The sequence below is a fragment of the Bacillus sp. P4_E1 genome, assembly GCF_056401715.1.
Window position 1 is genome coordinate 356,398 of sequence record NZ_JBFUIV010000002.1, and the last position, 26,284, is coordinate 382,681.

Annotated in this window: 27 protein-coding genes and 2 pseudogenes; 24 read left to right on the forward strand and 5 right to left on the reverse strand. The window is 37.3% G+C overall.

Annotation, left to right across the window (positions count from 1 at the left end; genetic code table 11):
- The first annotated feature begins 23 nt into the window (after positions 1 to 23).
- The 4 genes from comFA (at position 24) to hpf (ending at position 3,264) form a co-directional block, all read left to right on the forward strand.
- Positions 24 to 1,373 (forward strand): ATP-dependent helicase ComFA, encoded by a 1,350-nt coding sequence (comFA, locus tag AC1DS7_RS03880; protein WP_033715184.1) that lies wholly within the window; start codon positions 24 to 26, stop codon positions 1,371 to 1,373.
- Positions 1,373 to 2,077: a ComF family protein gene (locus AC1DS7_RS03885; protein ID WP_002129929.1), complete on the forward strand. Its 705-nt coding sequence runs from the start codon at positions 1,373 to 1,375 to the stop codon at positions 2,075 to 2,077. The genes comFA and AC1DS7_RS03885 overlap by 1 nt, the downstream gene beginning before the upstream one ends.
- Positions 2,078 to 2,203: 126 nt before the next feature.
- On the forward strand, positions 2,204 to 2,401 hold the full coding sequence (gene cspC / locus AC1DS7_RS03890) for a cold shock protein CspC (RefSeq protein ID WP_001990088.1): 198 nt from the start codon (positions 2,204 to 2,206) through the stop codon (positions 2,399 to 2,401).
- Between the two features lie 320 nt (positions 2,402 to 2,721).
- Positions 2,722 to 3,264 carry a ribosome hibernation-promoting factor, HPF/YfiA family gene (gene hpf, locus AC1DS7_RS03895; protein WP_002034758.1) on the forward strand — a complete coding sequence of 181 codons (543 nt, stop codon included), beginning with the start codon at positions 2,722 to 2,724 and terminating at the stop codon, positions 3,262 to 3,264.
- A gap of 103 nt (positions 3,265 to 3,367) precedes the next feature.
- On the opposite strand, the gene AC1DS7_RS03900 is transcribed toward hpf, so the two are convergent.
- Complete coding sequence (locus tag AC1DS7_RS03900) at positions 3,368 to 3,736, reverse strand: VOC family protein (protein WP_227590941.1); 369 nt, start codon at positions 3,734 to 3,736, stop codon at positions 3,368 to 3,370.
- Here AC1DS7_RS03900 and AC1DS7_RS03905 point away from each other — a divergent pair.
- From AC1DS7_RS03905 to AC1DS7_RS03950, 10 genes and pseudogenes are all read left to right on the forward strand, one after another.
- Positions 3,696 to 3,800 (forward strand): annotated as a pseudogene (locus AC1DS7_RS03905) (helix-turn-helix transcriptional regulator); the annotation flags it as partial. The gene AC1DS7_RS03900 and the pseudogene AC1DS7_RS03905 overlap by 41 nt on opposite strands.
- Before the next feature lie 254 nt (positions 3,801 to 4,054).
- Positions 4,055 to 6,562 (forward strand): preprotein translocase subunit SecA, encoded by a 2,508-nt coding sequence (secA, locus tag AC1DS7_RS03910; RefSeq protein WP_002034761.1) that lies wholly within the window; start codon positions 4,055 to 4,057, stop codon positions 6,560 to 6,562.
- A 143-nt stretch (positions 6,563 to 6,705) separates the two neighbouring features.
- A protein-coding gene (gene prfB / locus AC1DS7_RS03915) for a peptide chain release factor 2 (protein WP_100248371.1) occupies positions 6,706 to 7,804 on the forward strand; the annotation gives its coding sequence in 2 pieces (ribosomal slippage) (positions 6,706 to 6,777 and positions 6,779 to 7,804; 1,098 coding nt in all).
- Between the two features lie 456 nt (positions 7,805 to 8,260).
- Entirely contained in the window at positions 8,261 to 8,584 is a 324-nt protein-coding gene (gene cccB / locus AC1DS7_RS03920; RefSeq protein ID WP_002016129.1) for a cytochrome c551, read from the forward strand.
- Between the two features lie 323 nt (positions 8,585 to 8,907).
- Entirely contained in the window at positions 8,908 to 9,594 is a 687-nt protein-coding gene (ftsE, locus tag AC1DS7_RS03925) for a cell division ATP-binding protein FtsE (RefSeq protein ID WP_002016128.1), read from the forward strand.
- On the forward strand, positions 9,584 to 10,477 hold the full coding sequence (ftsX, locus tag AC1DS7_RS03930; protein WP_002089596.1) for a permease-like cell division protein FtsX: 894 nt from the start codon (positions 9,584 to 9,586) through the stop codon (positions 10,475 to 10,477). The genes ftsE and ftsX overlap by 11 nt, the downstream gene beginning before the upstream one ends.
- A 118-nt stretch (positions 10,478 to 10,595) precedes the next feature.
- Positions 10,596 to 12,032: a S41 family peptidase gene (locus AC1DS7_RS03935; RefSeq protein ID WP_012261984.1), complete on the forward strand. Its 1,437-nt coding sequence runs from the start codon at positions 10,596 to 10,598 to the stop codon at positions 12,030 to 12,032.
- A 95-nt stretch (positions 12,033 to 12,127) separates the two neighbouring features.
- A complete protein-coding gene (locus AC1DS7_RS03940) occupies positions 12,128 to 13,312 on the forward strand; it encodes a PDZ domain-containing protein (protein ID WP_172798714.1) in 1,185 nt (394 codons plus the stop codon).
- A gap of 128 nt (positions 13,313 to 13,440) precedes the next feature.
- Complete coding sequence (locus AC1DS7_RS03945) at positions 13,441 to 15,156, forward strand: ABC transporter ATP-binding protein (protein ID WP_016102260.1); 1,716 nt, start codon at positions 13,441 to 13,443, stop codon at positions 15,154 to 15,156.
- 65 nt (positions 15,157 to 15,221) lie between these two features.
- Positions 15,222 to 15,533, forward strand: a complete 312-nt coding sequence (locus AC1DS7_RS03950) for a YbjQ family protein (RefSeq protein WP_002112849.1) — start codon at positions 15,222 to 15,224, stop codon at positions 15,531 to 15,533.
- Between the two features lie 133 nt (positions 15,534 to 15,666).
- Here AC1DS7_RS03950 and abc-f read toward each other — a convergent pair whose 3' ends face one another.
- From abc-f to AC1DS7_RS03970, 4 genes are all read right to left on the reverse strand, one after another.
- Positions 15,667 to 17,301, reverse strand: coding sequence for a ribosomal protection-like ABC-F family protein (gene abc-f, locus AC1DS7_RS03955; protein WP_016102259.1), 1,635 nt, complete (start codon positions 17,299 to 17,301; stop codon positions 15,667 to 15,669).
- 264 nt (positions 17,302 to 17,565) lie between these two features.
- On the reverse strand, positions 17,566 to 18,111 hold the full coding sequence (locus AC1DS7_RS03960) for a flavodoxin family protein (protein WP_016102258.1): 546 nt from the start codon (positions 18,109 to 18,111) through the stop codon (positions 17,566 to 17,568).
- Positions 18,112 to 18,115: 4 nt separating this feature from the next.
- Entirely contained in the window at positions 18,116 to 18,484 is a 369-nt protein-coding gene (locus tag AC1DS7_RS03965; RefSeq protein ID WP_002016114.1) for a MerR family transcriptional regulator, read from the reverse strand.
- 51 nt (positions 18,485 to 18,535) lie between these two features.
- Positions 18,536 to 19,429 carry a LysR family transcriptional regulator gene (locus tag AC1DS7_RS03970; RefSeq protein WP_016102257.1) on the reverse strand — a complete coding sequence of 298 codons (894 nt, stop codon included), beginning with the start codon at positions 19,427 to 19,429 and terminating at the stop codon, positions 18,536 to 18,538.
- A 152-nt stretch (positions 19,430 to 19,581) separates the two neighbouring features.
- Between AC1DS7_RS03970 and AC1DS7_RS03975 the strand changes: the two genes are divergently transcribed.
- From AC1DS7_RS03975 to uvrB, 10 genes and pseudogenes are all read left to right on the forward strand, one after another.
- Positions 19,582 to 20,604, forward strand: a complete 1,023-nt coding sequence (locus AC1DS7_RS03975; protein ID WP_002068312.1) for a YeiH family protein — start codon at positions 19,582 to 19,584, stop codon at positions 20,602 to 20,604.
- Positions 20,605 to 20,727: 123 nt separating this feature from the next.
- Positions 20,728 to 20,925 carry a helix-turn-helix transcriptional regulator gene (locus AC1DS7_RS03980; protein ID WP_002016109.1) on the forward strand — a complete coding sequence of 66 codons (198 nt, stop codon included), beginning with the start codon at positions 20,728 to 20,730 and terminating at the stop codon, positions 20,923 to 20,925.
- A gap of 11 nt (positions 20,926 to 20,936) precedes the next feature.
- A pseudogene (locus AC1DS7_RS03985) lies at positions 20,937 to 21,324 on the forward strand (hypothetical protein).
- A 17-nt stretch (positions 21,325 to 21,341) separates the two neighbouring features.
- Positions 21,342 to 21,563 carry a hypothetical protein gene (locus AC1DS7_RS03990; RefSeq protein ID WP_002143738.1) on the forward strand — a complete coding sequence of 74 codons (222 nt, stop codon included), beginning with the start codon at positions 21,342 to 21,344 and terminating at the stop codon, positions 21,561 to 21,563.
- Entirely contained in the window at positions 21,560 to 21,952 is a 393-nt protein-coding gene (locus AC1DS7_RS03995; protein WP_002143736.1) for a hypothetical protein, read from the forward strand. The genes AC1DS7_RS03990 and AC1DS7_RS03995 overlap by 4 nt, the downstream gene beginning before the upstream one ends.
- Before the next feature lie 16 nt (positions 21,953 to 21,968).
- Positions 21,969 to 22,196 (forward strand): hypothetical protein, encoded by a 228-nt coding sequence (locus AC1DS7_RS04000; protein ID WP_002143735.1) that lies wholly within the window; start codon positions 21,969 to 21,971, stop codon positions 22,194 to 22,196.
- 100 nt (positions 22,197 to 22,296) lie between these two features.
- Positions 22,297 to 23,058, forward strand: coding sequence for a MerR family transcriptional regulator (locus AC1DS7_RS04005; protein WP_033716422.1), 762 nt, complete (start codon positions 22,297 to 22,299; stop codon positions 23,056 to 23,058).
- A complete protein-coding gene (locus AC1DS7_RS04010; RefSeq protein WP_002143733.1) occupies positions 23,055 to 23,675 on the forward strand; it encodes a hypothetical protein in 621 nt (206 codons plus the stop codon). The genes AC1DS7_RS04005 and AC1DS7_RS04010 overlap by 4 nt, the downstream gene beginning before the upstream one ends.
- A gap of 47 nt (positions 23,676 to 23,722) precedes the next feature.
- Entirely contained in the window at positions 23,723 to 24,154 is a 432-nt protein-coding gene (locus tag AC1DS7_RS04015; protein WP_080019792.1) for a DUF4362 domain-containing protein, read from the forward strand.
- A 151-nt stretch (positions 24,155 to 24,305) separates the two neighbouring features.
- Positions 24,306 to 26,282, forward strand: a complete 1,977-nt coding sequence (gene uvrB / locus AC1DS7_RS04020; RefSeq protein WP_002143730.1) for an excinuclease ABC subunit B — start codon at positions 24,306 to 24,308, stop codon at positions 26,280 to 26,282.
- Positions 26,283 to 26,284: the final 2 nt, after the last annotated feature.

A 26,284-nucleotide genomic window follows, 5' to 3' on the forward strand; every position in this document is an offset into this window, starting at 1 on the left:
AGTGCTGGAGGTGGCTATTGATGATGTTAGCTGGTAGACAGTTACTGTTAGAAGAACTCTCTTCAGATTTGCAGAATAAATTGGATCATCTGAAAAGGAATCGAGATGTCGTTTGTGTACAAGGGGTAATTAAGAAGTCTTCAAAATATATGTGTCAGCGCTGCGGAAATATAGAGCAGCGACTATTTGCATCATTGCTATGTAAAAGGTGCAATGAAGTATGTACGTATTGCCGGAAATGTATAACGATGGGCAGGGTAAGTGAATGTACTGTACTTGTTCGCGGGATTGCTGAAATAAGCGGAGAAAGTTATTTGAATCCGTTACAGTGGGAAGGCATTTTGTCTGACGGTCAGGAGTTAGCTGCGCAAAGTGTCGTTGACGCTGTTAAGCAGAAAGAATCATTTTTTATTTGGGCGGTGTGCGGGGCTGGAAAAACAGAAATGTTGTTTCGCGGAATTGCAGAGGCACTACAAAAGGGAGAAAGAGTTTGTATTGCAACGCCGAGAACGGACGTTGTACTTGAATTAGCACCAAGATTACAAGAAGTGTTTCCAAATATAAATGTAGCTGCTTTATACGGAGGGAGTTTAGACCGAGAAAAAGATGCGGCGTTAATCGTTGCAACTACACATCAATTGTTACGTTATTATAGGGCGTTCCATGTCATGATTGTAGATGAGATAGATGCTTTTCCGTATCATGCAGATAAGATGTTGCAGTATGCAGTAAACGAAGCGATGAAAGAGAAGGCAGCACGTATTTATTTAACTGCAACTCCAGATGAAAAGTGGAAGCGTAAGTTGCGAAGTGGTAAGCAAAAAGGGGTTATTATTTCAGGGCGATACCATCGTCATCCATTGCCAGTTCCGATATTTCGGTGGTGCGGAAATTGGAAAAAGGGTCTTATACGTAAAAAAATTCCTCGTGCTTTATTACAATGGTTAAATCTGTACTTATCGAAACGATGCCCCATTTTTTTATTTGTTCCTCATGTGCGATATGTAGAAGAAATTAGCCAGTTATTAAAATCATTAAACAATCAAATTGACGGTGTGCATGCAGAAGATCCGGCGAGAAAAGAGAAGGTAGCAGCTTTCAGAAAAGGAGAAATCCCTTTATTAGTTACAACGACGATTTTGGAACGAGGAGTAACTGTTAAAAATTTGCAAGTTGCAGTTTTAGGAGCTGAGGAAGAAATATTTTCAGAAAGTGCTCTCGTTCAAATTGCAGGGCGTGCTGGCAGAAGCTCTGATGAACCGCATGGAGATGTTATCTATTTTCATTATGGAAAGACAGAGGCGATGGTTCGTGCGAAAAAACATATTCAAAGTATGAATAAGAATGCTAAAGAACAAGGACTGATAGATTGATGCATTGTCTACTTTGTGATGAGTATATTTCATATGCGATTAGTTGGTACACTTTTTTTGTTAAGCTTCATAAAAAGTATATATGTGATAGATGTGAACAAAAACTTTCCTATATTATAGGAGATATTTGCAAGGAGTGTGGTCGGCCTTTAGAACTTGTACCAGCTGAATATAAAAATGGGGATATTTGTATGGACTGCATAAGGTGGACGAACGAGCAGGGGTTTCCGTCTCTCATAAATCGTTCGTTGCATGTGTATGATGAAGGGATGAAAGAAATATTAGCACAGTTTAAATTTCGAGGAGATGCTGAATTAGTGCATATTTTTCATCAGCCTTTTCGAAGTCTTTTTCAAAAATATTTTGCGAATGTTTCAGTTGCCATTCCGGTTCCTCTTAGTGAAGAGCGAGAATACGAGCGTGGTTTTAATCAAGCGGAGTTACTAGCTTCTTGTTTGCCTATCAAAATGTTTTGTACATCATTAAGAAGAATAGAAACAGAAAAACAAAGTAAGAAGAAGCGTAAAGAAAGGATATCGGGAGTTAATCCTTTTTATTTTCAGGGAGAAGAGATGTTTCATGAGCAACACGTTTTAATCGTGGATGATGTGTATACGACAGGAATTACTGTTAGGCAAATTGGAAGCCTTTTGTATGATCGAGGAGCGAGAGAGGTTTCTTGTTTGACGCTTTGTAGAGGTTAATATGTGAATGTCGAAAGGAGTAATAAAAAGACGACAGGTCTTCTTTGACTTACAGTCTTGTCATTCGCTATAGTCAGAATATGGGGCGAATGCCCTGATTTTAAGAGTGAAGGGAATGGAATGAACATGCAAGGACGAGTAAAATGGTTCAATGCAGAAAAGGGATTTGGGTTTATTGAGCGTGAAGATGGTGACGATGTGTTTGTTCATTTTTCTGCTATTCAACAAGATGGGTATAAGTCGTTAGAAGAAGGTCAACAAGTGGAGTTTGATATTGTTGATGGAGCACGTGGGCCACAAGCGGCTAATGTTGTGAAACTGTAAAAATTAAGTTTTTGGAAAAGATAGAGCTGTATTTTTAGCAGCATTATATAGATGGCGAAAGCTCTTGCTCGTAACAAGGGCTTTTTTGTTTTAGAGGAGTTGTCAAAAAGTTGTCTCTTTTCTGTAACTAATTGTCCACAGTTACATTCGTTATTCACGATGTTAATAGGATAAAATAAAGATAGAAACGATGCATCTTTTCATTTCAACAAAAAACGATAAAAAAATCGCAATTCCACTAATTTTTTAAAAAAATTAGAAGGAGTTTTTAAGCCAATGTCGAAATTATAGTACATAGGCTTGAAAGGAGGAATTCATCTATGAAATTCAACATTCGTGGTGAAAATATTGAAGTAACTCCAGCATTAAAGGAATATGTAGAGAAAAAGCTAAGTAAATTAGAGCGTTATTTTGATACATTCCCAGAGATTAAGGTTAATTTAAAAGTATACTCTGACAAGCAACGTATCGAGGTAACAATTCCATTTACAGATTTATTACTTCGTGCAGAAGAAACAAATAGCGATATGTACGCTGCGATTGATTTAGTAGTTGATAAAATTGAGCGACAAATTCGTAAACATAAAACAAAAGTAAACCGTAAATTACGTGAGAAAGGTTCTGTGAAAACTAACTTTATCCTTCCGGAAGCAGTAGCTGTTCTGGATGCGGTAGAAGAGGATGAATTAGAACTTGTACGTACAAAACGATTCGATTTAAAACCGATGGACGTTGAAGAAGCGATCTTGCAAATGGATATGCTAGGACATAGTTTCTTCGTCTTCACAAATGCTGATACAAATGAAACTAATGTTGTATATGGCCGTAAAGACGGGAAATATGGTTTAATCGAAACTAAATAATCATTCAAAAGCGCAGCCGAAATGGCTGCGCTTTTTTTATATGTTTTTGCCTTCCTATCTTGTAATATTGATATGAATTTAAATGGCTTATTCGTAATAAAATTTAGAAGTCATGTTTTGTAACGGTCAATTGTATTACTATTCCAAAAGGATCTCGCACAATGGCGTAACCAGGGCTGAAGGAGTTTTTTTCAAAAGGTGTTAAAATATAAACCTCATCATGTTGAATTAGATTGTGATAAAGTGCTTCAATGGTTTGGAAATCTTTAGATTGAATGCATAATGATGAGCTATTACTTAATTGCCAAGGGCGTGTGGAATCCACTGCCTGTTCTGCAATCATAATTTTATTAGTGCCAATTTGTAAAACGGAATGGGTAATATAATGTTCTTGGCTTTCTTTATACGTGAAATTCGGATCTATTTCTTTCATTTCATATCTAGCTAGTTTTGGTAAAACTATAAAAATAATTGAGCCATCTTCTTTAAAAGAGAACTTGAAAGAATACTACTTAGATTTAATACAAAATTTGTAACGAAGAGATAGTAGTTTGTTGGAAGAAATAAAATAAAATAAAAAATTTTTCTGAATCTACGGCTCGACATTTGGACGATTGTTGTCATAGTTATAAGACAAGTGTTACAATTATCATTAGGTTTATACATTTTAGCTTTTTAAATTAGGAGAAAAATTGGCATAACATAAATTTGATTTTTATAACGACTGATTGTAAAGAGAAAAAGAAAGCAATCGGAAGTTTTATTTTAATAAAAGAGGAGCGTATTTCCTATGATCGGTATTTTAAAAAAGGTATTTGATGTCAACCAACGCCAAATTAAACGTATGCAGAAGACAGTGGAGCAAATTGATGCATTAGAATCATCTATTAAGCCGCTAACTGATGAACAATTAAAAGGAAAGACGATTGAATTTAAAGAACGTCTAACAAAAGGTGAGACAGTAGATGATCTACTTCCTGAAGCTTTTGCGGTTGTTCGTGAAGCAGCGAATCGTGTTCTTGGAATGCGTCCATATGGCGTACAGCTAATGGGTGGTATCGCCTTACATGAAGGAAATATCTCTGAGATGAAAACAGGTGAAGGTAAAACGTTAACATCTACTTTACCTGTATATTTAAACGCATTAACAGGAAAAGGTGTTCACGTTGTTACAGTCAATGAATATTTAGCGCAACGTGATGCGAGCGAAATGGGACAACTTCATGAGTTCCTTGGCCTAACTGTAGGGATTAACTTAAATAGTATGTCACGTGAAGAGAAACAAGCTGCTTATGCTGCTGATATTACGTATAGCACAAATAACGAGCTTGGATTCGATTACTTACGTGACAACATGGTGTTATATAGAGAGCAGTGCGTTCAGCGTCCACTTAATTTTGCTATCATCGATGAAGTCGATTCTATTTTAGTCGATGAAGCACGTACGCCGCTTATTATTTCGGGACAAGCTCAAAAATCAGCAGAGCTATACATGTTTGCAAATGCATTCGTTCGTACATTAGAAAATGAAAAAGAATATTCATTTGATGTGAAAACGAAAAATGTAATGTTAACAGAAGATGGTATTACGAAAGCTGAGAAAGCTTTCCATATCGATAACTTATTCGATTTAAAACATGTAGCACTTCTTCACCATATTAATCAGGCGCTTCGTGCACACGTTGTTATGCACCTTGATACAGATTATGTTGTACAAGAAGGCGAAATCGTAATCGTAGACCAATTCACTGGTCGTCTTATGAAAGGTCGTCGTTATAGCGAAGGTTTACATCAAGCTATTGAAGCAAAAGAAGGCGTAGAAATTCAAAATGAAAGTATGACGCTTGCAACAATTACGTTCCAAAACTACTTCCGTATGTACGAAAAATTATCTGGTATGACTGGTACAGCGAAAACGGAAGAAGAAGAATTCCGTAGTATTTACAATATGAATGTTATCGTAATTCCAACGAATAAAGATATTATTCGTGATGATCGTGCTGATTTAATCTTCAAATCAATGGAAGGTAAATTCAATGCAGTTGTTGAGGATATTGTAAATCGTCATAAGCAAGGGCAACCTATTCTTGTTGGTACAGTTGCAATTGAAACGTCAGAGCTTATTTCAAAAATGTTAACACGTAAAGGTGTACGTCATAATATCTTAAATGCAAAAAACCATGCGCGTGAAGCAGATATCATTGCAGAAGCTGGTATGAAAGGCGCTGTAACAATTGCGACGAATATGGCTGGTCGTGGTACGGATATTAAGTTAGGCGACGATATTAGAAACGTTGGCCTAGCAGTTATCGGTACAGAGCGTCACGAAAGTCGTCGTATTGATAATCAGTTACGTGGTCGTTCTGGTCGTCAAGGGGACCCTGGTGTAACACAGTTCTACTTATCAATGGAAGATGAACTAATGCGCCGCTTCGGTTCTGACAATATGAAAGCGATGATGGATCGCCTTGGTATGGATGATTCACAGCCAATCGAAAGTAAAATGGTTTCTCGTGCTGTAGAATCTGCACAAAAACGTGTGGAAGGAAATAACTATGATGCACGTAAGCAGCTATTGCAATACGACGATGTACTTCGTCAACAACGTGAAGTAATTTATAAACAGCGTCAAGAAGTAATGGATTCAGAGAACTTACGCAGTATTATTGAAGGTATGATGAAATCTACGATAGAACGTGCTGTTGCACTTCATACGCAAGAAGAAATCGAAGAAGATTGGAGCATTAAAGGTCTTGTCGATTACTTAAATACGAACCTTCTTGAAGAAGGAGATGTAAAAGAAGAAGAGTTACGTCGCCTTGCTCCAGAAGAAATGAGCGAATCAATTATCGCGAAATTGTTAGAGCGTTATAACGAAAGAGAGAAGCTTCTACCTGAAGAGCAGACGCGTGAATTCGAAAAGGTTGTTGTATTCCGTGTTGTAGATACGAAATGGACAGATCATATCGATGCAATGGATCATCTTCGTGAAGGTATTCATTTACGTGCTTACGGACAAATCGATCCACTTCGTGAATACCAAATGGAAGGATTCGCAATGTTCGAGTCGATGATCGCTTCTATTGAAGAGGAAATCTCTCGTTACATTATGAAAGCTGAAATTGAGCAAAACTTAGAGCGTCAAGAAGTTGTTCAAGGTGAAGCTGTTCATCCATCAAGCGATGGCGAAGACGCGAAGAAAAAACCGGTTGTAAAAGGTGACCAAATGGGACGCAACGATTTATGTAAATGTGGTAGTGGCAAGAAATATAAAAACTGTTGTGGCATTGGGCAGTAATAAGAAACTGTAATTTAGACTGCTTTGCAAATTTTTACATCAAAAATGTATAATGAAAAGGATTAAACTCTCTCCGTAATAAGCGGAGAGAGTTTCCCTTGTTTTCATATGAAAGTAACAGCAATTACATAGAGGTGAAGGAAATGGAATTAGTAGAAATTAGGCAAGAATTAGAAAAAATGGCTAAGAGATTAGCGGCTTTTAGGGGGTCTCTTTGACCTTCCTACTAAGGAAAAACAAATTGCAGAATTAGAAGAAACGATGATGGGCGCAGGATTTTGGGATGACCAACAAGGCGCACAAGCTGTAATTAATGAAGCGAATGCGCTGAAAGATATGGTTGGAAGGTTCCGTCAGTTAGATGAGACGTTCGAAAACTTAGAAATGACGCATGACTTACTTAAAGAAGAGTATGATGAAGATTTACATGAGGAACTAGAATCTGAAGTGAAAACTTTAATTCAAGAAATGAATGAGTACGAGCTGCAGTTACTATTAAGCGATCCTTATGATAAAAATAACGCTATTTTAGAATTACACCCAGGTGCGGGTGGAACAGAGTCACAAGACTGGGGTTCTATGTTATTACGTATGTACACGCGCTGGGCTGAAAAACGTAGGTTTAAAGTAGAAACGGTTGATTACTTACCGGGCGATGAAGCTGGTATTAAGAGTGTTACATTATTGATTAAAGGTCATAACGCTTACGGTTACTTGAAAGCGGAGAAAGGTGTACATCGTCTTGTACGTATTTCACCGTTCGATTCTTCGGGTCGTCGTCATACATCGTTCGTATCTTGTGAAGTTGTACCTGAATTCAATGATGAAGTTGAAATTGAAGTGCGTACAGAAGATTTGAAAATAGATACGTATCGTGCAAGTGGTGCAGGTGGACAGCACGTTAATACGACAGATTCAGCAGTTCGTATAACTCATCTACCGACAAATACGGTTGTAACATGTCAGTCAGAGCGTTCTCAAATTAAAAACCGTGAGCATGCGATGAAAATGCTAAAAGCGAAATTATATCAAAAGAAATTAGAAGAACAACAAGCACAATTAGATGAGATTCGCGGGGAGCAAAAAGAAATTGGATGGGGAAGCCAAATCCGTTCTTACGTATTCCACCCGTATTCTCTTGTGAAAGACCATCGTACAAATACAGAAGTTGGTAACGTACAAGCAGTTATGGATGGGGAAATTAATCCGTTTATTGATGCGTATTTACGTTCTCGTATTTAATAAGAGAAAAAGCCAACAGAATTGTTGGCACATGCTGAGGTCCAAGAGGATATAAAGAGGCTTATCTTATTTATATTGATGAAATAAAGAGGAAGAGAAGTTGGAAACGACAACTTCTCTTTTTGATGAGATTATATGTAGAATACAATGCCGTATATTGTTTTGTAAAAGGTAGAGAATAGTAAAACAAAGTGGTAATAGAGTAGGACTTTATATAGAATTTCTCAGTTTTGATTGGAGAAAAAGGCTCTTTATAGAACTTTCTAAGGTGTTCACAGAATTGAAACAATTTATGAAAGCTTATTTTATTAGGCTTCTCACTATATTTGTGAAAAATATGAAATACACCTTAGTTTTTCTATATAAAGATAATGCTTATAATGAATATTGAATGTGTTATGAAAACTATTGCCTAGTTATGAATGAAAAGAATATCAACAATGGGGAGCGATAGAAGTGAAAAAGAAATTGTTGGCTATTACGCTGGGGACGTCAGTCGTTTTTGCTTTAGGAGCATGTGGAAATAAAGAAGAGAGTAAACCATCAAAACAATCTGCAAGCACAGATAGCGCAGAGCAAATTTACCAAAAAAGTTGTATAGGTTGTCACGCTAAAGATTTATCAGGAGCAACTGGACCAGATTTACGAAAAGTAGGACAGAAATATGACGCAGCAGAGATTGAAAAGATTATTGAAAAAGGCCGCGGTTCAATGTCACCAGGAATTATTCAAGGTGAAGATGCGAAAAAAGTAGCTGAATGGTTAGCGGAGCATAAATAAGAAACGTAATTAATAAACGAGCTGATTGTATAACTTGACCGAAAAGTGCTTCGAGTTAAGTAATTACATGAGCTCGTTTACCTTTTATTAGGATGTAACATAACTGTAACAAAATTGTATCCGAATTGGAAACCGATTGATGTTACAATGGGGTTTGTAGAATTTTGATGAAATATATTACATAGAGTAGCGTTGCTAATAAAAAGCATGTATGGAAGCTACCTTCAACAAGAATGGTCGAATGAAAATAAAGGTTTTTCTTTTATTTTCAAATGTACAGAAAAGTATTTCTAAAAAAATCATTAAGTATTGGGTGATAAATAATGATAAAAATGACGAATGTTTATAAGGAGTACCCAAATGGTATGAAAGCCATTGCTGGTCTCACAGTTAACATTAAACAAGGTGAATTCGTATACGTAGTTGGACCGAGTGGAGCCGGAAAATCTACATTTATTAAAATGATGTATCGTGAAGAGAAGCCATCTACAGGATCAATTAATGTAAATGGACTTGTAATTGAAACATTAGCAGAAAGAGATGTTCCATATTTCCGTCGTCAATTAGGCGTGATTTTCCAAGATTTTAAATTGCTACCTAAATTAACGGTATATGAGAATGTTGCGTTTGCTTTAGAAGTAATTGAAGAAGAGAAGGAAGCGATTCGTGAGCGCGTTACAGAAGTGTTAGGTCTTGTTGGTCTTGAAGAGCGTGCCGATGCACTTCCAAATGAGCTTTCGGGCGGAGAGCAACAACGTGTGGCGATTGCAAGAGCGATTGTAAATAAGCCAAAGGTTGTAATTGCCGATGAGCCAACAGGTAACTTAGATATTGAAACAGCTCTTGATATTATGAAGATTTTTAAACGTATTAATGAGCGTGGTACAACGATTGTTATGGCGACACATAACGCAGATATCGTAAATACAATTCGTCATCGTGTAATTGCAATTGAAGGCGGAAGAATTGTTCGAGACGAGATTGAGGGAGGATACGGATATGAAGGCTAAAACCCTTAGTCGACATTTGCGAGAAGGTGTGAAAAATCTATCCCGTAACGGATGGATGACATTTGCTTCTGTAAGTGCAGTAACAGTTACATTATTACTTGTAGGTGTCTTTTTGACAGCGATTATGAATATGAACCATTTTGCGACGAAAGTAGAGCAAGATGTAGAAATTCGTGTGCATGTTGATCCAGCAGCAAAAGAAGCTGATCAAAAGAAATTAGAAGAAGATATGAGTAAAATTGCGAAAGTAGATTCTATTAAATATTCTTCTAAAGAAGAAGAGTTGAAACGTTTAATTAAAAGCTTAGGCGATAGTGGAAAAACGTTCGAGTTATTTGAGCAAGATAACCCACTGAAAAACGTATTTGTTGTAAAGGCGAAAGAACCAACAGATACGGCAACAATTGCGAAAAAGATTGAGAAAATGCAGTTTGTAAGTAATGTTCAATACGGTAAAGGTCAAGTTGAAAAATTATTTGATACTGTAAAAACTGGTCGTAACATCGGGATTGCATTAATTGCGGGTCTTCTATTCACAGCGATGTTCTTAATCTCTAACACAATTAAAATTACAATTTATGCTCGTAGTACTGAGATTGAAATTATGAAACTTGTTGGTGCAACAAACTGGTTTATTCGTTGGCCGTTCTTGTTAGAGGGATTATTCCTAGGAGTATTAGGATCAATTATTCCAATTGGCCTAATTTTAGTTATGTATAATTCGTTGCAAGGTGTGTTTAATGAAAAACTTGGCGGAACAATTTTCGAGCTTCTACCATACAACCCATTCGTATTCCAATTAGCTGGTTTATTAATGTTAATCGGTGCATTAATCGGTATGTGGGGAAGTGTAATGTCAATTCGTCGCTTCTTAAAAGTATAAAAAGTTGCAAACATAATTCGTACAAGCTTATCATATAGTAGAAATAGGTAAAGGCATCACACATCGTGTGATGCCTTTTGCTACACCACCTGTGTGTTCTGGAAAGGGGAATTCCGCATTGAAACGTAGAGTTGCAATTATTGGAATGGTTGTTGCATTTTTAATTGGTGCTGGCGGGATGTTTGGTGGTATGTACTGGTTTGGGATAAACCCAGCGTATGTAACGCAAACAGTATCGAATGGTAATGCTGGCACAGCGCAAGGGAATTTGGTAAAGATTAATGAGGCGTATGCACTAATTGATTCACGTTATGTGGAAGACGTGAAAGACGACAAATTAGTCGAAGGTGCGATACAGGGAATGTTGTCTACGCTGAAGGACCCTTATTCCACGTATATGGATAAAGAAACGGCAAAACAGTTTAGTCAGTCATTAGATCCTGAACTTGAAGGGATTGGAGCTGAAGTGAACAAGACGGACGGTAAGCTTATTATCGTATCGCCAATTAAAGGTTCACCAGCAGAAAAGATAGGAATTAAACCGAATGACCAAATTTTATCTGTAGATGGAAATAGTGTGAAAGATTTATCACGTGAAGAAGCAGTATTAAAAATTCGTGGTAAAAAAGGAACGACTGTTGCAATTGAAATTAAGCGCGCAGGAGTGGCTGATCCGATAGAATTTAAAATTAAGCGTGAAAAGATTCCGATTTTCACTGTATTTAGTTCCGTAAAGCAAGATAGCGGAAAAGATATCGGTTATATGCAAATTACTTCTTTCGCTGAAAATACTGCGAAAGAATTTAAGGATCAGTTAAAAGAGCTAGAGAAGAAAAACATAAAAGGCTTAGTTATTGACGTGCGTGGTAATCCTGGCGGTTATTTAAATAGTGTAGAAGATATACTAGGAGACATCATGACAGATAAAAAGCCAATGCTACAAGTAGAACAGCGAAATGGTGAGAAGAAGAAATTCTCTACGGAACTGAAAGAGAGAAAGTCATATCCAATTTCAGTATTAATTGATAATGGAAGTGCTTCTGCTTCAGAGATTTTAGCTGGTGCGCTAAAAGAAGGAGAAGGATACGATTTAATTGGTGAAAAAACGTTTGGTAAAGGTACTGTTCAACAGGCTGTTCCATTTAAAGATGGCAGCAACATTAAATTAACAATGTTTAAATGGTTAACACCAGATGGCAATTGGATTCATAAAAAAGGAATCGCGCCAACTGTAGAAGTGAAGCAACCAGATTATTATCATGCGACACCAATTCAAATTGAAAAGACACTTTCATACAATTCAAATGATGTACAAGTAAAACACGCGCAAGAAATGCTTAAGAGCTTAGGATATGTACCAGGACGTGAAGATGGATACTTTAGCAAAGAGACAGAATCAGCACTAAAAGCATTCCAAAATGCGAATGAGATGGAAGCGACAGGGCAACTTGATAAAAAGACAGCTGAAGCGATTCAAACTAAAATCATTGAAAAAATCCGTTCTGGAGAAAATGATTTACAATTACAGACGGCATTGAAATTAATAGCGAAATAAGAAAGAATACAGGCACTTTGATGCCTGTATTTTTTTATGTGTTAAATATGATAAGATAAAAAGAAAGAATGATATAAATGGTGGTGAATGAATTCGTGGAGGCATGGCTTTTTGAAATACTACGAGCGGTTGGACGTTTTTTCTTACACCCTGCTGTCTATGTATTTTTAATTAGTAGTATCTTCGTTGGATACTTACGTATATTACGAGAACGAAAAGATTTTTCTTTTAAAGTATATGATATTTGGTTTGAACTACGAACAACTCTATTTGCAGGTATTGGGTACGGATTAATCGTATCTATTATTACGATTGGGCTTGGGCTTGTTGTTTCAAAAGCGAGTTTATGGGCAATTTTACTTTGGACGTTATTATTCGGATTAACTGCTATGTATCGATATTTATCTGTAGCTTATACTTTCGGAATCGCGATTGCACTCGTGTTGTTATCGTCTAAGATGCCAGTTTCCTTCTTACAGCTTGGAGAAGGTGAAGAGGGTACGATTGTATCCCTTGCTATTTTACTAGGCGTTATGCTCGTTGTAGAGGGTTTATTAATCTCTAAAAATGCAGTTCGTTATTCTACGCCAAAAATTAACAAGGGTAAGCGTGGGCTACGAATTGGACTACATGAATCCAATCGTTTATGGCTTGTACCAGTATTTATTCTTATACCAGGAGACGCGGTGACAGGATTTATTTCTTGGTGGCCTGTCGTTTCAATAGGTTCGACTACATACTCTTTATTCCTCGTTCCATTTTTAATTGGATTTATGAGAAAGGTTAGAAGTTATGAGCCGACGGAAGCTTTATTATTTACAGGAAGACGCGTCTATGGTTTAGCGGGGCTCGTACTCGTTTTAGGTATCGCAAGTTACTGGTGGCACGTACTTGCAATTATCGCGATGGGAGTCGCAATGCTTGGACGCTTTACAATCTCGATGCAAGAGAAAATTGCAGACGAGAAAAGACCAGCATACTTTGCCGCACGTAATGATGGACTTGTTGTGTTAGATACAATTCCTAATACAATTGGGGCAGAGATGAATTTAAAGCCTGGAGAAGTTATTACGAAAGTAAATGGAATCATTCCAAGAAGTACCGAAGAGTTTTATGACGCGCTTCAAACGAAGACGACAGGAGCGTTTTGTAAATTAGAAGTAGTAGATACAAATGGTGAGCTTCGTCTTGCTCAAACGGCATTATACGCCGGGGGACATCATGAATTAGGTGTTGTATTTGTTCAGCAAGAGCACGAGTGGGATTCGGAAGCTATATAAAATAAAATGGAAACCTTCATCAAATATAGATGAAGGTTTTTTTAGTTTCATAGACGGATAACTTGAATAATTATTTGATAATGGTTATCATTTAGAGAGTCTTTTAATTTGGAAAAGGGAGGAAAGATATGCTACGTAAATTTTTTTCTTACTATAAACCGTACAAAGGTTTATTCGTACTCGATTTTTCCTGTGCAGTTATTGCAGGTTTACTCGAACTTGGTTTCCCGCTTATCGTAAATCAATTTATTGATAAGTTATTACCAGGACAAAATTGGACGCTTATTTTATGGGCTTGTTTCGGCTTGTTCGTAGTTTATGTGTTAAATGCAGGTTTGCAATATGTCGTTACATATTGGGGACATATGCTTGGGGTTAACATTGAAACAGATATGAGGCAGAAATTATTTGATCACATTCAAAAGCTATCATTCAGATTTTTTGATAATAATAAAACAGGTCATTTAATTTCACGTCTTACAAACGATTTAATGGAAATTGGGGAAATTGCTCACCATGGACCAGAAGATTTATTCATTGCCATTATGACTTTAGTTGGAGCATTTTCATTTATGATGATGATTAACTGGAAGTTAGCACTTCTAACATTCTTCGTAATCCCGTTCTTATTATGGTTGGCACTTTACTTCAATAAAAAAATGACAGGTACGTTTAGACGTTTATTCTCAGACGTTGCTGATTTCAATGCATGTATCGAGAACAATGTAGGTGGTATCCGCGTTGTACAAGCATTCGGAAATGAAAAGTTTGAGAAAGAGCAATTTGCTGTAAATAATGCTCGTTTCCGTACAACAAAATTAATGGCGTATAAAATTATGGCGTTAAATTCATCGATTAGTTATATGCTGATGCGTCTTGTAACACTCTTTGTATTAATATGTGGTACATGGTTTGTTCTGCAAGGTGAATTAACGTACGGTGGATTTATTGGATTCGTTTTATTAACGAATATTTTCTTCCGCCCAATTGAAAAAATTAATGCGGTTATTGAAAGTTATCCGAAAGGAATCGCTGGTTTTAAAAGATATGTAGAACTTCTGGAAACAGAGCCGGATATTGTAGATTCTAAAGATGCAATAGAAGTTAAACATGTACACGGCGATATTCAATACAATAACATCACGTTCGGATATGAAAATAAAGAGCCGATTTTAAACGATATTAGTTTGAAAATACATGCAGGTGAAACAGTTGCTTTCGTTGGACCATCAGGGGCAGGGAAAACAACACTATGTAGTTTATTACCTCGTTTTTATGAACAATCATCTGGATCAATTCAAATTGATGGCATTGACACCAAAGAGATGACGTTATCGTCACTTCGTAAGCAAATCGGAATTGTACAGCAAGATGTTTTCTTATTCTCAGGAACAATTCGTGAAAATATCGCTTACGGAAACTTAAAAGCTTCAGAAACTGAAATTTGGCAGGCGGTAAAACGTGCTCAGCTAGAGGACTTAATTTACTCGCAACCAGACGGTTTAGATACAGTTATTGGTGAGCGTGGTGTGAAACTTTCAGGAGGACAAAAGCAGCGCTTAGCAATTGCCCGTATGTTCTTGAAGAACCCGCCAATTTTAATTTTAGATGAAGCAACTTCTGCGCTAGATACAGAGACAGAACTTGCTATCCAAAAATCACTTGCAGAACTATCTGTTGGCCGTACAACATTAGTTATCGCTCACAGGCTTGCAACTATTAAAAATGCAGATCGCATCGTCGTTGTAAATAAAGACGGTATTGCAGAACAAGGTTCACATGAGGAACTAATCAAACGAGGCGAGGGTTACAGCCGATTGTATGAGGCGCAGTTTAGTTCGTAAATATAATTTCTGCTGAATTAGTGCACCATAAGTAAGTGGAAATCTTATTTGGGAGGCTACAAAGCATGATTGTAACAACAACTTCTACAATTCAAGGGAAAGAAATTATTGATTATATCGATATCGTTAATGGCGAAGCAATCATGGGTGCGAATATCGTGCGTGACCTTTTCGCTTCTGTCCGTGACGTTGTCGGTGGTCGCGCAGGCGCCTACGAAAGTAAATTAAAAGAAGCGCGCGACATTGCAATGGAAGAGATGAAAACTCTCGCAAGACAAAAAAATGCGAACGCCATTGTTGGTATCGATGTGGACTACGAAGTAGTTCGCGAAGGAATGCTAATGGTTGCGGTGAGCGGGACTGCTGTCCGTATATAAAGTGAAAAGCCGTGCTGGTGCACGGCTTTTTGTTGTTATTGTGTCTAACATGATAGGTAGGGTGATATTCTATGTCGAAGCCTCGATATTTCTTGGGAAATGTGGAAGGTCCCGTCGATATATGGGGAAGACATTAGAGTGCTTCTTTACACTGCCGAATTCGAACTAATAATTTTTCGTATTCTTGTTCGAGAAATGTGATGTCATCATGCTGATTTGGGATAGAAATCCGGCTGATGATTTCTGTTAATTTTGTTTGTAATCGTAATAATTCTTGTTCAGTAACGTTTACAGAAGCTTGGGTGGTTCTTTTTGTGTATTGCTCGTAATTGCCGTGGAATATTCTTGGTTCGCCCTCATCTACTTGTAGAATATGGTTTGCAACAGAACGAATAAAGGCACGGTCATGGCTAATGAAAAGTATTGTACCAGGATACTCCTGTAACATGCTTTCTAATTCTTCTTGCGTTGCCAAGTCTAAATAGTTTGTCGGTTCGTCGAGCAGAAGCATATTATAGTTTCCTAAAAATACTTTTGCGAGTGCAACCTTCATGCGTTCTCCACCACTTAAGATGTGCACAGGTTTATGAACATCTTCACGGCGGAATAGGAGCCTTGCAAGTATTGTTCGAACGAACGATTCTGTATAGTTTGTTTCTTCTAGAACGTTTTCTAAAATTGTTTTATCTGTTTTTAAAATAGATAATGTTTGTTCAAAGTATCCAATTTTACAACTTTTCGAAAGCTGAATGCCACGCTCGTTCGCGAGAAGCATTTTGAACAAAGTTGTTTTTCCGCTTCCGTTTTCCCCTAAAATAGCAAGCTTTGCCCCAGGGACAATTGTTCCATTCATATTTTTAAATAGTGTGCGATCCCCTATTTTCTTCGTTGTTTTATTAAACTGAACAACTGCTTTACTATGAATTGGTGTGTGGTATTGTACGTCAAACTGAGCTTGAGAAAAGTCCTTCGGTTTTTCTTTCTGTTCCAACTTTTCAAGGCGTGTTTCTAGTGCTTTCGCTACTTTGCTAACATTTTCTTGCCCATGAGCCCCGCTGCACTTATAAAGTTTAGATTCAGATGAACTGAACCGTGTTGGGATTTTTGTCATGCTAGAAGCACGTTGCTTTCTTTGTGAAATTGACTGTTCTAACCGATTTTTTTCTTGTAAATATTGATCATATTCTGCCTGCTTTTGTATTCGCTCACGTTCTTTTTGCTTTCGATAGTTTGAATAATTACCTTTATATTCTTGAATAGTACCGTCTTCAACTTCGATGATTTTTGTACATATGGCATCTAAAAGATCACGATCATGCGATATTAAAACAAGTGCACCTTTATAAGATAAAAGTGCCTTTTCTAATTGCTCTGTACCGAACATATCTAAGTGACTTGTTGGCTCATCAGCAAATAGAATGCCTGCATTTTGTTCGAGGGCATGGGCGATCTTTAGGCGCATTCGTTCACCGCCGCTCATTGAATTTGCGACGTTTGAAATATTCCATTTGCCCTTAGCGAGGGAAGAAGCGGTTTCCGGTATCCCCTCGCTAAGCTGTGGAATGATGGCGATAGAACTATGATGAGTTACTGTGCCTTTGTCAGCTTCTATTTCTTTACTTAATATTTGTAATAACGTAGATTTTCCAGCTCCGTTGACTCCGACAATTCCTATACGATCGTTTGCTTGGATTTCTAGTGATGGTAACGTAAATATGGTGCGATCACCAAAGCTCTTTTCGATATTACGTGCGATTAAAATAGTCATAAAAAAACCTCCCTAGTTTCACTAGAGAGGATAAATGTCGCCCTTCAATGTAAAAATCGTACATAAATAAACGATTTTTTACATGATCGTATCGAAAGAAAGTATCGACAAATGGACAGACTAATCCTCTGCTAGTTTTCATCATTTTTGTTCACTATTTGTGATGGATGAAATAAATAAGAGAATTAGAACTTCATTGGTCAAAGTACCTTCCTTTCATAATATTATTTTTATTGTATGCGCATACAAATGGATTTGTCAAACTTATTTCTGGTTGCTATTTTTGAATTTATTATTATACAATTGTGCTTTTGCCAGCGCCTCAGCATCGTTCTTGATTTCATCCAGTCCATTCGCATCCCCAATAATATACCCTTCAAATGATGAACCAACAAAATCAAAGATATATTGAAACTGGGCGATAAGCGGCAATGCTTTCAGTTTTGGACTGTCTCCGCCAACGATGACAACGTACATTTTTTTGCCTTTCATTTTTTCTTTGAAATGAAGAGATCTATCACGCAAGCTTTGTGACCAGCGATCAACGAAGTTCTTCATGTGGCCGCTCATTCCGTACCAGTATAGCGGTGTAGCGAAGATAATCGTGTCGTGCTCTAGCATGCGTTTGGTTAACTGCTCGTAGTCATCATTTACAGGTTGAAATCCTTCTACATCATGGCGCTGATCTATGATTGGGTGGACGATATGATCACGCAAGTAAATTTGTTCTGTTTCAATCCCATCAATCACCATATGTGTTAAAGCTTCCGTATTTCCGTTTTGTCTTGAACTGCCATGTATAACAAACATGTAATCATCCCTTTTCTTTTGCTTGTTTTAGGAGTGAAACGTGTTTTTGTAAATTCGTTTGAATGTTGGAAAGTAATGTGATTTGCTTCGTTACCTCATCAAGTTTGTCTTCGTAAAGTGCAAGGATACTACTACACGGATTTTCGTAAAGATGTGGCTCGATTTCAAGGCAACGTAGCATTCGTTCTGTTTCTTCTAAATTTAAGCCGATTTGCAAGTACATTTGAATCAGCTCTACTTTTTCGATTGCACTTTCATCAAAATCACGGTAGCCATTTGCTAGGCGTTTCGAAGGGAGTAATCCCTTTTCTTCATAATGTCTTAGTGCCCTTTCGCTAACCCCAGTTTCTTTTGATAACTCTCCAATTCGCAATGCGTTTCACTCCTTTTACATGTATTGTAAACCTTCACACTAATGTGAAGGTCAACTTTGTTTTTTCGCAAAAGAATTCACATGATTTAAAAACACTTGAATGGCTTTAGACGGGATAAAATATTTGCCGCGCACGATGGAGAATGGACGGATTAGCTCTTCGTTCGGAAGAGGGATGTGGAATATTTCTTGTGCCAACAGTTCTTTTCGAACAGTCCAATCTGAAAGGATAGCGATGCCAAGACCGGCTGCAACGGCTTCCTTCACGCTTTGAATACTGCTAAATGTAAAGAAGCGTTTCATTTTTAAATGATGTTGGTGTATAAATCGATCGCTATAGGCACGTGTGCCAGAGCCGCTCTCCCTTAATACCCAGACTTGGTCTTGCAATGCATTTTCGTTAATCCCCTTGATATGGAGCAATGGATGGTTTGGCGGGACGACGAGTTTCATTTCATCTTGCATAAAAGTTTCAACATCTACGTCAGCGTATACGACTTGGCCTTCCACTAAGCCGATATCAATTTGATTAGAGCGGAGGCTTTGCAAAACTTCTTCCGTATTGGAGATAAATGTATGAACTTCGACGTGTGCATTTTCATTGGCAAAGCGCGCAAGTATTTTTGGAAGTAAGTATTCGCCAATTGTAAAGCTAGCGCCGATGCGAAGTGTTCCTGTTACGACGTTATGCAGCGCATTAATTTCCTGTTTTGCATCTTCATAAAGTGAGAGCATCTGCTTTGCGTGTATGTATAATATGTTTCCAGCTTCCGTAACTTGGACGTGCTTTGGGGAGCGTTGAATAAGTGTAGTTCCAAATTCATTTTCCAAGTTGCGAATGTGCATACTAACGCCAGGTTGTGAAAGGTTTAATAGTTCCGCAGCACGCGAAAAATGTTTTTGTTCAACGACAGTAACAAAGATCTTCAAAATGTCGACGTTCATTTGTTAGGCCCCTTTATTTTTGCTTTTATTTTATCATAAGTATTTCTGATGATAGGGATTCAATATTGATATTAAACTTATTATTAAAACTCTCTTATAATGTAACTAGAAAGAACATGCATGTTCCAATACGATTATTGGGGTGGTACAAAGTGGAACAAACACTTGTTATACAAAAGAAGAAGGGCTTTGGATTTTCGCAAGGTATTGGGATTACGTTATTAATCGCAATCGCCGCGAAATATTTAGCAGAGCTTCCATTTTTAAATATTATGGGACAATTAGTAATCGCTATTCTAATCGGGATGGTTTGGCGCGCTGCAATCGGGATTCCTCAAGAAGCGATAGTGGGAACGAACTTTGCGAGTAAGAAGTTGCTTCGCTTTGGGATCATTTTACTTGGAATGCGGTTAAATCTTGTAGATATTGCGAAGGCGGGGCCGAAAGTATTGGTCATCGCAGCGGTTGTTATTACATTTACAATTTTCGTTGTATATGGACTAACGAAAGTATTTAAAGTAGAACAGAAACTTGGAATTTTAACAGCATGCGGGACGGCAATTTGCGGAGCTGCAGCGGTCGTGGCAATTGCACCGCAAGTGAAAGCGAAAGATGAAGAAACAGCAGTCGGGGCAGCGATTATTGCAATTTTAGGTACAATATTTACACTTATTTATACGCTATTATACCCAGTGCTTGGCTTCTCACCCTACGGTTACGGGGTGTTCTCAGGTGCGACGCTGCACGAAATCGCTCACGTTATCGCTGCTGCAGCGCCAGGAGGTAGCACGGCTGTAGACATCGCGGTTATTGTGAAGTTAACGCGCGTAGCGATGCTTGTGCCAGTAGCGATTTTAATTGGATTATGGTTTGGTAAGAGCGAGGAAAGCAAGGAAAAAAGATCGTGGCGCGACCTTCCGATTCCTTGGTTCATCTTCGGATTTTTAGCAATGAGTGCGGTGCATTCGATTGGGATTATCCCAGAAGTTGTTGCCGGATATATTGTAGTAATTGCGTACATGCTTATTGCGATGGCAATGGCAGGACTCGGTTTAAATGTAGAGTTTAAAACGTTCCGCAAATTAGGAAGTAGGGCATTCGTGGCAGGATTGATTGGCTCGGTTTGCTTATCTGTTCTTGGGTACGTTCTGGTATATGCATTAGGATTTATGTAGCAAAAAAAGAGGCATCTTATAGATGTCTCTTTTTTTACCTTTTTTTGTAAAGGTATCTTTACTTGCAATTGGAAAATATTTATAATTAAAGTAAAGATATCTTTACTTTCGAAGGTGGAGCCTATGGGTGTGAAAAATAAAATTAAAGAATTGCGAAAACAACATCATATAACGCAAATTGAAATGGCAAAGGCGATGCAAGTGACGCGGCAGACAATTGTGGCGATTGAAAACCATCATTATAACCCGAGTCTAGAGTTATCCTTAAAAATCGCCAAATATTTTGGGATGAAGGTGGAGGAAATATTTACGCTAGAGTAAGGGGAGAAAAAATGAACGATACTAAAAAATTATTTACCGGTGTGACTTTTGGATTGTTTTTGGGAGACATTGTAGTTCATATTATGAATCCGGCTATACCAATTTTATCACTCGTAGTGAGTAACATTTTAGCAATTGCATTTTTGATAGTGTGTGTATTACAAAAAGCGTAAGTACAAAAAAGAAGAACTTCCAGATATAGATGAGCGAGTAAATGAAAACATAAAAAGGTATGTAAATGTTTCATTTGTATGCGCGTTTTTATTGCTTATTGTTTATATTGTTGCGAGTAAAGCAATAGGCAGAGCTGTTATACCAGTGCAAGAAATATTTATGATATGTAGTTCCTTATTTGCGGGTAGTCTCATCATAGGAGTAATGGCGGGAAAACGAGCATAACGATAGGAGGAATGAAAATGCAAGATGAGTTTGAGAGATTTCAGTCGGATAAAGCGTTTAAATATTTAGGGTTGTTTTTAACAATGAGTTTAGCGGTATGGAGTTTGTATAATTTAATTGTTTATGGAAATGCGGGCATGCCATTTGTTTTATTTGTATTAGGACAGTTTGTTTATTTCTTTGTGAATTATTGGCCGAAGTGGAAGTATAGAAATAAGAAAGAGGCTGGTAATACATGAATAAGCAAGAAGTTATGAGGTTTATAGGAAGCTTATCTTTAGCGGGGCTTATTTTAAATACAAGTTTAGTCATTTTAAATATTTCGTGGGGAGCGATATTGATTTCAAATGTAGCGCTAGTCATTTTATATGGTATTTCGGAATATAGAGAACAAAAGCGTTTGAAAGAAGAGGGAGTACCGTCGATTGATGAGCGAGTTGTGAATAAGATAAAGTCGTATTTTACGATTTGTATTACAAGCTTCATTTTCTTGTTCATTATGTATCTTTGTGTAAATAAGTATTTAGATAGGCAAGCAGTACATGAAAATGAGTTATTATATATTGCTATTTTTGGTTTATTAATAAGTATGGCATCGACGAGTGTGTTAGCAACAAGGAATAGATAGAAAAAGGGGAACTGGGATGGGAGTACCGGTATTATGTGTCGCTACGGCTATTTTTGCTTTGTTTTGGGGGATGCAAAACTTCTCTCGTAATCCAGTGCCAAGTATTTGTATTATGCTTGGTACTGTAGGTTTATCATATTATTTATTAGTTTCAGCTCATTATCATAAAACAGCAACGAGTGTTGTTGTTGGCGCACTTATTTTATTTTGTGGGCGCTCTATACAAAAGGGATTATTTCCGTAAAAGCTGTTGATACAAAGAGTATAAACAGCTTTTTGTATTTTTTTTACAAAAGTCTTGAAAGTTACGTAACGTCATCTTTTATAATGAAGGGGAAGAGGTGATGGTAGTGATTTCAATACAACAATTGACGAAAGAGACAGGGGTAACAGTACGTACATTACGTTATTATGATCAAATAGATTTATTAAAGCCGAGCGGGAAAACGGAGGGTGGACATCGGTTATATAGTGAAACTGATGTCATTCGACTACAACAAATTTTGTTTTTAAAGGAAATGGGATTTTCATTAAAAGAGGCTGCGAATATGTTAGTAAAAGGTGAGCTTAACTTAAAGGATTCTCTTGAAAAACAACTTCGGTTTGTACAGGAAGAACAAAGGAAATTCAATCGAATGGAGCGTGTTTTACAAGCTGTTGTTTATTCGGTAGATGTGGAAGGAGAACTTGATTGGAAAGTTATGTTTGAACTTATTCAGCTTTCGAAACAGTCGTCTCGTATACGTGAAATATTTCAAAATGAAGTATTTTCAAAGGAAGAACAAAAATTGCTTCATAACTTGCCGAATATGAGTGAAGAGGATCCGAATATTTTAGAATGGGTAGATTTATTAAAGCAATTACGTACTTTTATGAAAGACGGCAAAGAAGCCGTGAGTGATGAGGTACAAGGGGCAACGAAGAGATTAATGCAGAAGTGTTTAGAAATGGCCAATGGTGACGAAGCGTTTTTAGATAAGTTATGGGAAGTTAGAAAATCGAAGGAAGATTCACAGAAAATGAGCATGTATCCAATTGAAGAAGAACTTTTATTATATATGGATGAGGCTTTTCGTATATATGATGAGAAGGAGAGGGATAAATGAGTATACTCGCAGAATATCGTTGGTATTTTTTAATTGGGGCAGAAATTGTATTTTGGTTATCAGCTATCGGTTTCTTTTTACTTCGTTACGGATTCCGTTTGAAAAAGGCGAGTTTTATAATGGGGATTGTACTCCTCGTAAATGAAGTGTTTATTTTAACTTTAGGGGTAGTGGACTATTATCAAACAGGGAAGTTCTCTAATTTTCAAATCATTACGGTAATCATTTTATTATATGCAGTTTTTTATGGGAAAAAGGATTTGAAGAAATTAGACATATATGCACAAAAATTAGTTGCGAAGTGGCAGAATGAACCGGCGCCTATTATCGAAGAACCATTTGAAGTAACAGGGATGGCGCATGCGAAGCAGGAAATAAAAAATTGGATTTTACATCTTATTTTGTTTATTGCGGTTCATATATTCTTTTTCTTCATGTATGGGCTTATTCCAGTAGAACAGTGGGGGAATTGGTTAGAGTCAGGAATCGTTTTAAATAAAACAGCAAGCCGTGTAAGCCAAGTATGGGCTATTATTCTTTTAGCGGATACTGTCATTTCATTTTCATATGTGATTTTTCCGAAGAAGGAGAAAGGGAAAGAAAAGCTACTTTCATAGAGGAAAGTAGCTTTTTTCTAGTATACCAATAGTTTGTATAGGAGAGGATAACGATAGGAAAAAAAACAGGTTTTATATGCTTATTTCTCTTTAGTTTAGTAGCATGTTCACAACCTAACAGTGCAATTGATAAGAAGAATGATGTCGTTGCAAAGGGGGCAGAAATTTCTAATCTAGATAAATTCGAGAAGTTCATTTGGAGCGTGGAACAAGGGAAAGTTGATAAAATAAGAATTGTACAGTATACACATGAAGGTGATCCGATTTTTCAAACGTTAGAGCATAGTGAGAAAGATATACTTTATGTGTTAGATAATAGACAAGATCAATTTGCTGGTGACCATAAAGGGTTACATAAAGATAGTTGTAAAAGGATTGTTAAAGAGCAACGTGAATCAGAAACGGCATATAGGTTAATAGATTGTACGAATGAAAATGGGCGCAATGGATATGACTTATTATATGTACTTAAAAAATAGAGTTAGTAGAGGAAGGAAGTATTTATTCCTTCCTTTTTCTATATATAACTTGTCGAAAACTTTACCGAATATCTGTTCGTTTTTTTAGGTTTTTTATGGGCATTCGTGGTAAAATAATAATACAGATTTTTATGAGGAGGTCGGTTTTTAGTTGGAACATCCATTTGAAATTATCTCAGAGTATTCCCCGCAAGGTGATCAGCCGGGAGCGATAGAGAAGCTTGTAGAGGGAATTAATAGTGGAAAGAAAAAGCAAGTGTTGCTTGGAGCGACAGGAACGGGTAAGACATTTACGATTTCAAATGTCATTAAAGAAGTGCAGAAGCCAACACTTGTAATGGCTCATAATAAAACGTTAGCAGGACAGTTATATAGTGAGCTGAAAGATTTCTTTCCTAACAATTCTGTGGAGTATTTTGTTAGTTATTACGATTATTATCAGCCGGAAGCGTACGTACCACATACGGATACGTTTATTGAAAAAGATGCGCAAATTAACGATGAAATTGATAAATTACGCCACTCGGCAACGTCTTCCTTATTTGAACGAGATGATGTTATTATCGTTGCGAGTGTTTCGTGCATATACGGTTTAGGTTCTCCGGAAGAATACCGCGAGTTAGTTGTTTCGCTTCGAGTTGGTATGGAAAAGGACCGCAATCAATTGCTTCGTGAACTTGTTGATGTACAGTATGGACGTAATGATATTGATTTTAAGCGTGGTACATTCCGTGTGCGCGGAGATGTAGTTGAAATCTTCCCCGCATCACTTGATGAGCATTGTATTCGAATTGAATTTTTTGGGGATGAAATAGATCGTATTCGAGAAGTAAATGCATTAACGGGTGAAGTATTAGCAGAACGTGATCATGTAGCAATCTTCCCGGCATCTCACTTCGTTACACGTGAAGAAAAGCTGAAGGTCGCTATTGAAAATATCGAAAAAGAATTAGAAGAGCGTTTAAAAGAATTAAATGATAACGGTAAGTTGTTAGAGGCGCAGCGCATAGAACAGCGAACGCGTTATGATTTAGAAATGATGCGCGAGATGGGCTTTTGTTCAGGGATTGAAAACTACTCCCGTCATTTAACACTTCGTCCAGCAGGTTCAACGCCGTATACGCTTTTAGATTATTTTCCAGAGGATTTCTTAATCGTTATGGATGAGTCGCACGTATCGGTTCCGCAAGTAAGAGCGATGTATAACGGGGACCAAGCACGTAAGCAAGTGCTTGTTGATCATGGATTCCGTCTGCCATCAGCTTTAGATAATAGACCGCTCACGTTTGATGAGTTTGAAGAGAAAACGAATCAAGTTATTTACGTTTCGGCAACGCCAGGACCGTACGAGTTAGAGCAGTCACCGAAAGCAATAGAACAAATTATTCGTCCAACAGGGCTTTTAGATCCACCAATTGATATACGACCAATTGAAGGACAAATAGATGATTTATTAGGAGAAATCCATGACCGGATTGCGAAAAATGAACGTGTATTAATTACGACTTTAACGAAGAAAATGTCAGAGGATTTAACGGACTATTTAAAAGATGTAGGAATTAAAGTGAATTATCTTCACTCTGAAATAAAAACATTAGAGCGTATTGAAATTATCCGTGATCTTCGCCTTGGTAAGTTTGATGTACTTGTCGGTATTAACTTATTACGAGAAGGATTAGATATTCCAGAAGTATCACTTGTAGCTATTTTAGATGCTGATAAGGAAGGGTTCCTACGTTCAGAGCGTTCATTAATTCAAACAATTGGTCGTGCGGCGCGTAATGCAAACGGCCGCGTTATTATGTACGCAGATCGCATAACGAGATCGATGGGAATTGCAATTGAAGAAACACAGCGTCGTCGTAGTATACAAGAAGCTTACAATGAAAAGCATGGTATTACGCCGAAAACGATTCAAAAAGGAGTACGTGACGTTATTCGTGCGACAACAGCAGCTGAGGATACGGAAATATATGAAGTAACACCAGCTAAGAAGATGACGAAAAAAGAACGTGAAAATACAATTGCGAAGATGGAAGCAGAGATGAAAGAAGCAGCAAAGGCATTAGATTTCGAGCGTGCAGCTGAATTAAGAGATTTACTATTAGAATTAAAAGCGGAAGGGTGAAA